The sequence below is a fragment of the Rickettsiales endosymbiont of Peranema trichophorum genome (assembly GCF_004210275.1).
Taxonomy (GTDB): domain Bacteria; phylum Pseudomonadota; class Alphaproteobacteria; order Rickettsiales; family Midichloriaceae; genus RICK02.
Window position 1 is genome coordinate 1 of sequence record NZ_SCFA01000124.1, and the last position, 10436, is coordinate 10436.

At 39.2% G+C, this 10436-nt stretch carries 10 protein-coding genes; 5 read left to right on the forward strand and 5 right to left on the reverse strand.

Going from position 1 to position 10436, the window contains the following annotated elements; translation table 11 throughout:
* Nucleotides 1-386 precede the first annotated feature (386 nt).
* The 3 genes from EDM53_RS05910 to EDM53_RS05920 are packed head-to-tail and all read right to left on the reverse strand — an operon-like array spanning nt 387 to nt 2785.
* Complete coding sequence (locus EDM53_RS05910; RefSeq protein ID WP_130122727.1) at nt 387-1250, reverse strand: NAD(P)-dependent oxidoreductase; 864 nt, start codon at nt 1248-1250, stop codon at nt 387-389.
* Nucleotides 1247-2035 (reverse strand): TSUP family transporter, encoded by a 789-nt coding sequence (locus tag EDM53_RS05915; protein WP_130122736.1) that lies wholly within the window; start codon nt 2033-2035, stop codon nt 1247-1249. The genes EDM53_RS05910 and EDM53_RS05915 overlap by 4 nt, the downstream gene beginning before the upstream one ends.
* Nucleotides 2036-2059: 24 nt before the next feature.
* The gene (locus EDM53_RS05920; protein ID WP_242507915.1) at nt 2060-2785 is read right to left on the reverse strand and encodes a TauD/TfdA family dioxygenase; all 726 of its coding nucleotides are present in this window, start codon (nt 2783-2785) and stop codon (nt 2060-2062) included.
* Between the two features lie 472 nt (nt 2786-3257).
* Between EDM53_RS05920 and dxs the strand changes: the two genes are divergently transcribed.
* On the forward strand, nt 3258-5150 hold the full coding sequence (dxs, locus tag EDM53_RS05925; RefSeq protein WP_130122729.1) for a 1-deoxy-D-xylulose-5-phosphate synthase: 1893 nt from the start codon (nt 3258-3260) through the stop codon (nt 5148-5150).
* Nucleotides 5151-5164: 14 nt separating this feature from the next.
* Nucleotides 5165-6034 carry a 3'(2'),5'-bisphosphate nucleotidase CysQ family protein gene (locus EDM53_RS05930; RefSeq protein WP_130122730.1) on the forward strand — a complete coding sequence of 290 codons (870 nt, stop codon included), beginning with the start codon at nt 5165-5167 and terminating at the stop codon, nt 6032-6034.
* 32 nt (nt 6035-6066) lie between these two features.
* Here the strand turns inward: EDM53_RS05930 and EDM53_RS05935 are convergent, their stop codons facing one another.
* Both EDM53_RS05935 and secF read right to left on the reverse strand, forming a co-directional pair.
* Nucleotides 6067-7533 carry an APC family permease gene (locus tag EDM53_RS05935; RefSeq protein WP_130122731.1) on the reverse strand — a complete coding sequence of 489 codons (1467 nt, stop codon included), beginning with the start codon at nt 7531-7533 and terminating at the stop codon, nt 6067-6069.
* Nucleotides 7534-7543: 10 nt separating this feature from the next.
* Entirely contained in the window at nt 7544-8440 is an 897-nt protein-coding gene (secF, locus tag EDM53_RS05940) for a protein translocase subunit SecF (protein ID WP_130122732.1), read from the reverse strand.
* A 180-nt stretch (nt 8441-8620) separates the two neighbouring features.
* Here secF and EDM53_RS05945 point away from each other — a divergent pair, with 180 nt between their 5' ends.
* The 3 genes from EDM53_RS05945 to EDM53_RS05955 all read left to right on the forward strand — a co-directional run.
* A complete protein-coding gene (locus EDM53_RS05945; protein ID WP_130122733.1) occupies nt 8621-9544 on the forward strand; it encodes an ABC transporter substrate-binding protein in 924 nt (307 codons plus the stop codon).
* Nucleotides 9545-9645: 101 nt separating this feature from the next.
* Nucleotides 9646-9825 carry a hypothetical protein gene (locus EDM53_RS05950; RefSeq protein WP_130122734.1) on the forward strand — a complete coding sequence of 60 codons (180 nt, stop codon included), beginning with the start codon at nt 9646-9648 and terminating at the stop codon, nt 9823-9825.
* Between the two features lie 176 nt (nt 9826-10001).
* A partial coding sequence (locus EDM53_RS05955) for a rhodanese-like domain-containing protein (RefSeq protein WP_130122735.1) occupies nt 10002-10436 on the forward strand: 435 nt, incomplete at its 3' end.

A 10436-nucleotide genomic window follows, 5' to 3' on the forward strand; every position in this document is an offset into this window, starting at 1 on the left:
ATACCAAGTTTCAGATTAAATCAGGCAAATGGATTTGAGGATGAGGCTGCGTAAGCGTATTGAAATACGTGCGCAGAGCCGAGTTTCACAAAATCCGTTTTGAATCATTTAAAAATGAGAATTGGTATGAGCACCTCGTTGTCTTGCTGTTCTTGCTAACCACAGCTGCTGTCCAACTTTGGTAAGGCTGAAATGAGATTTCACCACTTGCTCAGGACTGACTGAGCCGCCTTTCTGTTATTATTAAAATAGATCTTTCTGCATGGAATATCGGTCGATTTGATACTAGCCAGTGCACTTCACATTTTGCTTAAAAGGGCACCGATCAAGTAGAAATACCTCAGGATTTTCTAGATCTTAGACACATACTGATGTTTGATACCACATCAATCATTCTGGTCGAGCTTATTCTGTAAGAGTAAAATTAACGCAGAAGCGTCAAATCTTGAATTGATTTCTTCTTTAATTCTCCTATATTTGTCCTTTAGCCAAGATGTTAACTCAAGTGATGCACCAATCTCGGCGCCTTCCTTTAAACAAAGATTTAAATCTTTTAACATCCATTCAACTGGAAATCCTACATTCTCCTGAAAATCTCGTCGCAACATCATGATATGCCTGTTTTTCATTTGCCATGAGCCTCCAGCACCATTTGCAATAATTGGAAATAGTTTTTCCGCATCGATTCCAGATTTTTGTGCAAAGTCTACACCCTCAGCTAATGCTTGGATAATACCTGCTATACAGATTTGGTTAACCATTTTGCAAAGTTGACCATTACCTGCTTTTCCAAAGTATTCCAACACAGAAGCATAAGCAGAAAGTACTGTTTTCGATTTATCAAACACTGCCTGATCTCCTCCACACATCATCACAAGCGTTCCATTCTCTGCACCAGTTTGTCCACCTGTCATTGGTGCGTCCATAAAATGGATATCTCTTTCTTGGAAAACATGATAGAGCTTTTTTGCAAGATGTGCAGAAGTAGTGGTGTGATCTATAACTACCGCACCTTTCTTCAAAAAAGGCAATATCTTTCTGGATACTTCCTGGACAGAATCATCGTTCGCAAGACACATCATTACATAATCTCTGTTTTCTACAGTGTCTTCTAAAGAACAAGGCAATAAGCCAAGTTGTAGTACCTTTTTCTGGTCCCTATTCCAAACAGTAAGATTATATCCCTTACTTTTGAGATGCATGGCCATTGGCATGCCCATAATTCCCAGACCTAAAAACGCAACTTTCATAAACTCAAGAACCTCCAAATTAAAGTCAGTGATGTCATAACGACCGTTAATACTAAAACATTTTTAATAATATTACCTGTTGCACTAATTGCGTGCATACTACCAATATGGTTCCCAACAATACTTGCTATAATCATTGGAATACCCAATGCAACGGCCATCTGATTAGCCATGAAAAAAGATAAAAATGCACCAAGATTGGATGATAGATTGAATATCTTCGAAGTAGCTGATGCGTTGAGGGGAGACATGCCATTGATACAACAAAGAGAAATAATGAATATACTGCCTGTACCAGGACCAAAAAAGCCATCGTAAAAACCAACCATCAAACAAGTAATAGCTGTCAATATCCTATGTTGCTTTACTTCTATATTAGATCTCAAGCCTACAAACAGACCTCTGAACAAAGTGAGTAATAAACCAAATGGCAACAATACAATTATTACGTAATACACCCACTGTACTTCTACTACTAAAATCAGGTTTGAACCGATAATAGAACCAATAAGTGATGTCACAATACCAAGGGGTATAATCTCCCATACAACAGACTTTGACTTGATAAAATTCCTAATAGCGCTCATTGTACCCATAGTACTCACTAATTTTTCTTGTCCCAAAGCAAGATACGGATTCATCCCTACTGCTAAAAAAGCTGGTATCAATATCAATCCTGCACCTCCAGCAATTGAATCAATATACCCTGCAACAAAGCATAGTATGATTAAAAAGCACGTAGCAAAGTAAAAATAGTTGGTCAAAAATGAGTCTTCAATAAACATATGTATGTGTGTATACCTAGTCATTCATAAAGTTTTGAGATGGTGCTGGTCAGTATCTGGATTTAAAAGAAATCTTTGAGCAGGCTTTTGATATAATCCAAACACACGCAGGAGCCACCTATCACTACCATCAAACTTCGGTGTAAACTTCCTTCTAGAATGGAGCATCGTTTGATTATCAAATATAAGTAGGTCCCCTGGTTGCAGATTTACCTTAGTGTGTAGCACATCACTGTTTGCTATTTTATCAAATTCTTGTAAGACAGCAATATGTCTACTGCTGTCAGTAGAGGTCCTATGTGCGTCAAAACGAGAACAATAATTGTTGCCGTCAAAAGTTACTAATGGCAGTCCTTTCTTGGTAACGCTATGCATCTCAAAAGAATCCGGTCTCTTGATGTTATATTCCTCGTCCATTAGAAGGTCTATGGACTGGTGTTTCAAGTGGCCAATGACTTTTTTCAGGGACACTAGATTAGTTTCTATATTATCATTATTTCTAATACACAGAAGTGATAGAATGTCAGGTGCGCTTGTAAATTCGTAACATTCCCCTCTTATTCGCAGATCAGGATTATCAACATGCATCATAAAATCCAGCACTCCACCTTGTGAACTCACATGGTATTTAGTCTGCATTAATGGGCAAATATTCCTTACCAACATTCCGCTGTTCTCACCCTCATAAACAACTGGATAGATCCCTAAGTGCTTTAGAATAGCAAGAATCATGACGTATATCGGCTGCATCACATCGCTGTCCCATCTATCGATTATTGGTGTCGGTGGACTGTGCGGGGGGGGGGGTATTCAACAACACGAATCCATTCTCTGATAACTCAGCAAGTACATTACCCACAGATAACCGCATATCACTTATGTCAAAAGTAAGAGAACGCTCATATAAAAGGTCGTTGTTCACATAGATATTTTAACTTTTTAGACTGTCACGTCATCTTTGCTCATTTGAAATTAATGTCAAGCCGAATTTGAAAGTGCTTGACATAGGACCACAAATTTAAATTCATGACAGTACCTACAGAATGTTTGTATGATTATTGTTATAACAACTGATACCCAAGGTTCCCTTAAATACTATGGGAACACATATACAGATTGATTGCTTATATTCACATTCACTTGATAAAAGGAGATTCACTGTTTTGAATATTTGTACTATGATTGTGTCATACAAAAGATACCATCAGCGTACAAAAACTCAATGACACATGACAACCGTACTATTCTTGACTACATCTTCTACCCATCTGACTTAAAAACCTTAAGTATTGAAGAACTCCAGACTGTCTCTGCACAACTGAGAGAGAGAATAATAGACATTGTCTTGCAAACAGGAGGGCATCTAGGTGCAGGTTTGGGTGTGGTAGAATTAACAGTAGCATTGCACCACGTCTTTGATACACCTAAAGATCTTTTAGTATGGGATATAGGACATCAAGCCTATCCACATAAATATTTGACAGGAAGAAAAGATAAATTGCATACAATCAGACAGCCTGAAGGCTTGTCAGGTTTTTTAAAAAGACAGGAAAGTCCATACGATGTATTTGGAGCTGGTCATAGCTCTACATCCATATCTGCCGCTTTAGGGTTTGCGACAGCAAGGGATATAAAACAAGAAAACCATAATGTGATCGCAGTAATAGGCGATGGAGCTTTAAGCGCAGGTATGGCGTATGAGGCGATGAACAACGCATCTCTATTAAAAAGTAACGTCACGGTTGTGCTCAATGACAATAAGATGTCAATTGCTCCAGCAGTAGGGGCAATGAGTCAGTACTTGTGTAGACTGATATCGTCACAGCACTTTTTATCTGCACGAGGTGTCGCGAAGGATATACTACATCGGATGCCAGAGATACTGGAAACATTTACAAAAAAAACTAAGAAGTATGCAAAAGATTTGATCGTTGGAGGCAATTTCTTTGAAGAGTTAGGCTTTCACTATATTGGTCCTATAGACGGGCATAATCTAAGCCAGTTGGTACCTATATTGAAAAATATCAAGGAAGCTAACACCATAGACAAACCAATCTTATTACACGTTCTGACAGAAAAGGGCAGGGGATTTGTAGCACAAAGCAAATGTGATGAAAGTTATCACGCAATCGGTAAGTATGATAAGATCACCAGAACACCTATTAAATCAAATGAACAAAAGCCAACATATACTGAGGTTTTTGCAAAGACTTTAATCAAGCTTGCTACAAATGACAGTACTGTAGTCGGAGTGACTGCGGCAATGCCTTCTGGTACAGGATTAAACCTTTTTGCTCAAAGGTTCAAAGACAGGATGTTTGACGTAGGTATAGCTGAACAACACGCGGTAACCTTTGCCGCTGCACTAGCTCTTGAAGGAATCAAGCCTTTTGTTGCTATATACTCCACCTTTTTACAGCGTGCTTACGACCAGGTTGTACATGATGTAGCTATTCAATCAGCTCCAGTGCGTTTTGCAATAGATAGAGCAGGGTTTGTGGGGGCTGATGGGCCGACACATGCAGGTACATTTGATATATTATGTCTAGCAGCCCTTCCTAATTTTGTTATAATGTGTCCGAGTGATGAGCTTGAGCTGATGAGAGCTATACACACTGCATATCACATTAACGATAAACCATCAGCATTTAGATTTCCAAGAGGAACTGGAACTGGAATAGCAATACAAGACGATATTTTGCCATATCAGATAGGGAAGGGAAGGGTATTGCAAGTTGGGAATGATATAGCGTTACTGTCACTTGGCACAAGGCTTCATGAATGCCTTAAAGCTGCTTCTGCATTGCAAGAGGAGCGTGGGCTTTCTGTGACTGTTGCAGATGCGGTATTTGCAAAACCTATAGATAGAGACTTAGTTTATGAGCTAGCCAAAAATCATAAAATATTGATCACTGTAGAAGAAGGCTCAATAGGTGGATTTGGATCTCATGTGGCTAATTTTCTATCATCTGAAGGATTATTAGACGGCTCATTAAGATTTCGTTCGCTTTTTATGCCTGATAGGTTTATTGATCAAGATGTTCCATATGCAATGTATGAACAGTCTCAGCTTAATGCATCTGGCATTATCAATACGATTAACAAAATTATATAATCGCGGTATAAAATATGCATATAGTTCTCAAGAAAAAGCACATAGATGCACTTATCGAGCTAACAACAAGGGTGGGTGAAGAGGTGATGAAGTACTATCATTCCTCTGATCTTCAAGTAGAGCATAAGAAAGACAATTCACCAGTTACTGCTGCAGATAAGCGTGCGCATCAATTGATCACAGAATATTTAACTGCATTCCTTCCATTTCGAAGAGTTCCCGTGATATCCGAAGAAGGTGATGAAGCGCTGAATGCTTTAAATATCGAAAAATATGATACCTATTGGTTGATCGATCCTATCGACGGCACTGCTTCGTTTATAAACAAAACTGGTGACTTTACCATAAACATAGCCTTGATTGTGAAAGATCAACCTGTATTTGGTATTATACATCAGCCTATGACCCGCACTTCCTATTACACTACTGATGACGGTGCATACAAGCTGGTCCAAGGATCAGAGCCCTCGGTGATATCCGTCAATCAAAATATCAAGGTACATGATGGCATCAGGCTTGTTACAAGCACCAAAGATTTCAGTGAAAGAGAAATGAGATTTTTTGAATCGTTAAATGTGGCGTGTAAAGATCGTATCAGCAGCTCTTTAAAGTTTTGCCTTGTTGCTGAAGGTAAGTACGACGCATACTTTCACTTTTCTGATGACATCTGCATCTGGGATATAGCTGCTGGACACGCAATACTTTTAAAAGCTGGTGGCGTGATGTACGATGCTCTTGCACGTTATCAGGATGATAAAATACTAGACTACAGCAGGCATAAACGCCTAAGACGCTTTTATTTCGTCTCGTCAAGCTCTCAGATTGCTGGGTACATGCTAGGCAAGGTAAGTAGGATGCATTCTTTTGAGAGGTGCTCTTTCTAGGTTAGAGCCTGTCCGCAAATTAATTGAAATGATTATTTGCTCTTGCTATCTCTAAGCCCTTTTTGAGCCACACTGTGGAACTGTCCATACGCAAAGTATACAAACATCATAAAGCAAATCCAAATACTAGCGTATATGAAGGTCTGTATAGGTAATGTAGTCATAATCAATGAGAACAGAACTACTCCTAGTATAGGTATAAATGGAAATACAGGGCACTTAAACGGCCTTGGTAGTTCTGGATACTGATACCTCAGACAAATGACAGATATACAGACGCTAATTAATGTCATTAACGTACCAAAATTAGAAAGAGTGACAAGATGCTCTAGATCCATTGCAGACGCGAAAAATGCTATCAAGGAACCGACCATAACAGTTAGTCTAGTTGGAGTATGAGTAACTGGATTACACTTACCAAGGAATTGTGGTAACAAACCATCTTGTGTGACAGCATATAGTGTACGAACCGTAGCATATATGTATACCAATATCACAGAAGTAAGACCAGAAATTGCCCCTATCTTTATTGCAGTCGCAAACCATGGCATTTGCATTTTGTTTACTGCTATAGCTAATGGCTCTGCTACATCAAGTTCTTGATAGTTTACAACCCCAGTCAATACAGCAGATAAACTGACGTATATCAAAGTACATAAAGCTAGAGAGCCTAAAATACCTATCGGTAAATCCCTCTGTGGATTTTTTGTTTCTTGAGCTGCTGTTGCCACGGTATCAAAACCATTAAATGCCAATAATATCACAGAAGCGCCACCTACAATGCCAGACCATCCAAATTTTCCAAAATGACCAGTGTTCTCCGGAATAAATGGTACCCAATTACCAACGTCTATATATGTAGCACCAATTGCTATAAATCCAAATAACACCGATACTTTTACTGCAACGATCGCTGCATTTACAAAAGATGAGGTTTGAGTTCCACGATACACTACCGCAGTTAGCAACATTACAATAAAGAGAGCAGGTATGTTGATTATTGATGTCACGCTTTCCTGCCCAGGAGTCTCAACTACATACCCTGTATAGTGTGCATACTTAGGAGATATGTGAATACCATAGTCCCCCAAAAAACTCACCATATAGCCCGACCATCCGGCAGCAACTATAGCGACACTTACTATGTAACAAAGCAATATCATTGCTATACAAAACCAAGCAACCACTTCACCAAGAGCTACATATACGTAGGTGTATGCACCACCTGATAACGGTATTGCCGCACCCAATTCCGCGTAACACAAACCAGCAAATGCACAAGCAATACCGGCTAGAGCAAATGATAGTGTAATAGATGGTCCCGCATACTGACTTGCTGCAGGTCCAGATACAACAAACACTCCTGCTCCTATTATTGCGCCAATCCCAAGCAATACTAACTGAAACGGCCCTAAAGTTCTGACAAATTCCTTGGTATTAGACGTCTCTTGAAAAATTTCAGTAGGCAATTTCTTGTGAAAAAATCTTTTGTAACTCATATCACCCCAATTATTTTCTTAAGTTAGTATAAAGTAGTATTGGCAAAGCTATATAAATGGAAGAATAAGTACCAAAAACTATACCAACCAGTATGGCAATACTACATCCAAATATGACATCACCTCCAAACAACACAAGAGCTGTACATCCTACTACCGTTGTTAAGACTGTCATGACAGTTCTCGAAAGTGTTTCATTGATGCTCATGTTGATCATAGTGCCAATATCTTTATTTTTGTATTTCCTAGCGTTCTCTCTAAATCTATCAAGCATGACAATCGAATCGTTTACAGAGTATCCTATTACCGTCAGTATGGCCGCAACAGAACTTAGATTGAATTCTATATCTGTAACCGAGTAAAAGCCAAGTATAAAGAATGTGTCGTGAAAAAGTGCGATTACTGCACCAACTCCATACTGCCAGTTAAATCTCAACCAGATATAGACCATCATAGCACCAAGTGCAAGTAAAGTAGCCGCTATGCTTCTGATCATCAAATCGGTACTTACCTTAGGACCAACGATATCGACCTTTCTAAATTCAATATCGTCTCCATAATGTTGACGAAGCAAGGCTTTTATGCTCTCTATTTCTGCATTATTCTCCTTCTGCTTAGGCATAATGCGAATCAAGACTATGTTATCGTTCTCAAGGGATTGTATTGTAGCTCCTTCATAGTTGTTGGTTCGTAGTACATTACGCACTTCAGAAACAGAGGTTTTGTGTTCCGTTTTAATCTCCAACAGCAATCCACCAACAAAATCTATACCCATGTTTAATCCACGTGTTGCCAAGAGAAGAAGCGTTAATATGGTTAAGACAATGCTACAGGTAAATGCCAAATGTCTTTTACCTATGAAGTCTATATTGGTGTCTTCTGGTACTAACGTGATAGGAAAGCGCATTTTTAAGATACTGAATTGCTGATTGATTAGCTAAACGACTGTTACATATTACTCGATAAGAATAGTTTTACAATATTAATGTCGTCCTGCAGCACTAGAAAAATTAAAAAATACGTTGATTTATTTTGGAAGGTCGGAAATACTATCAAGTGTTGGATTAAATTGATACGTTAAAAACTTATGGAAATGCAAAGCTTTAGCGATTTAAAGTTAAGAATTATTCCGTGGGGTTTGGTTATAATAGCAGGCCTTGTCGGGTATGTTTGGGAACACTACTGGTATAAAGATCCTTTGGAGTCAAAAACCCTAGTGATGGGGAGCTCTTTGGATTACCCGCCATTTGAGTTTGTAGACAAAAACGGAAACAACGGTGGGTTTGACATAGAGTTAGCAGAGCTGATCGCAAAGGATTTGAAGTTTAACTTGGTCGTTAAGAATATGCCTTTCCCTTCTTTGTTGCCAGCTCTCCACAATAAGGAGATAGACTTTGTAGCATCTGCGATGGCACCGACTGCTGACAGAGCAGTCAATGCAGATTTTACAATGATATACGATGAAGGCAGCGCAGCATTGGTCACCTTTAAAACAGGTAGACTTGCAGATGTTACAAACGCTGACGATCTGTGGAAGATAAAGGATATTAAGATAGGAGTGCAAGTTGGGACTACAATGGAGGTGTACGCTAACAACAAGCAAAAGGAGATGGATTGGATAGATGTTGTGAGTATCACGTCTGCTTCTGAACTTTTAGAGCAATTGAAGCTTTTAAAGGTCAATGCGATTATTATTAACAAGTATGTCGCGACCAAAATCGCCAACGATAATAGTCCATTTAGATACTTGGTTATTAGAGATTTCGAAGACAATAAAGCTATAGCGCTACAAAAAGGCTCTGAGCTGACTGTACGTTTTAACAAAGTGATAGGTGAACTAAGAAATACCGGACGCTTGAAAGAGTTGTCAAATAAATGGATAGTAACAACATCGCTTGATGAGAGTCCTACAACTAGCTCCGTCACCACTTCACAGGACAATAGTGGTGCAACATCACAAACGTCACAAGCGACTACTGCTCCACAGCGAGAATCAGCTGAAGGCAAGTAGTAATACAAAATTTCAGACTGAATCAGGCAAATGAATTTGAGGATGAGGCTGCGTAAGCATATTGCAATACCTGTGCAGAGGCGAGTTTCACAAAATCCGTTTTGAATCAGGGAAGAGAGGAAGGCACAGAGCAAGGAAGAGCTCAAGGTAAAGCGGAAGGTAAAGTAGAGGAGAAGATTGCGATAGCAAGAAACTTGCTGGGTATAGGACTAGACGTAAGGAAGGTTAGTGAGGTAACCGGGTTATCAGAGCTTGAGGTAGATGCGCTAATTTCCAAGTAAAGATGGGATTTAGAAATGCGCAAGTATAGCGCTGTAAAGAAAAGTACTCAATGAAGAATCGAACCCCCTGAAGCAGCAAGCACTGGAATACCGATCTGACGGTACTCGTTCACTCTTGACAATACCCGAGCTTTTTGATATCACGAAATATATCAGCAACAAACTTAGGATTTTTAATGATAGTTCGTTTAGTTCACACTTCGGTTATGGTTTTGGCGGTCGCATTTAACGTGTCCGCAGCTTCCAATAAAAAAGCTGCGATACAAAATACTAAAGCAGCCACCAAGTATTTTGAAGACAAGCTGAATTACACATCAAATCCTTTTAGTGTTAGGAAAGTTTCTGAGGGAAAAGTGGAAGGTGTAATAGTTGACCTCAGAAAAAAACAGGACTTTGACAGGGGACACATTCCTGGTGCTATTAATATACCGTTTGACAAGTATGATGGTTTTGAAGGGTCTCACACCACATTTCCCGGTCTTTCTAGGGATAAGATCAATTACGTATATTGTTACGCTCTGCTTTGCGACCTATCACAAAAGGCAGCTAGAAAGTTTGCATCCCTTGGTTATCCTGTAAAGGAGGTAGAGGGAGGATTTATGACTTGGCAA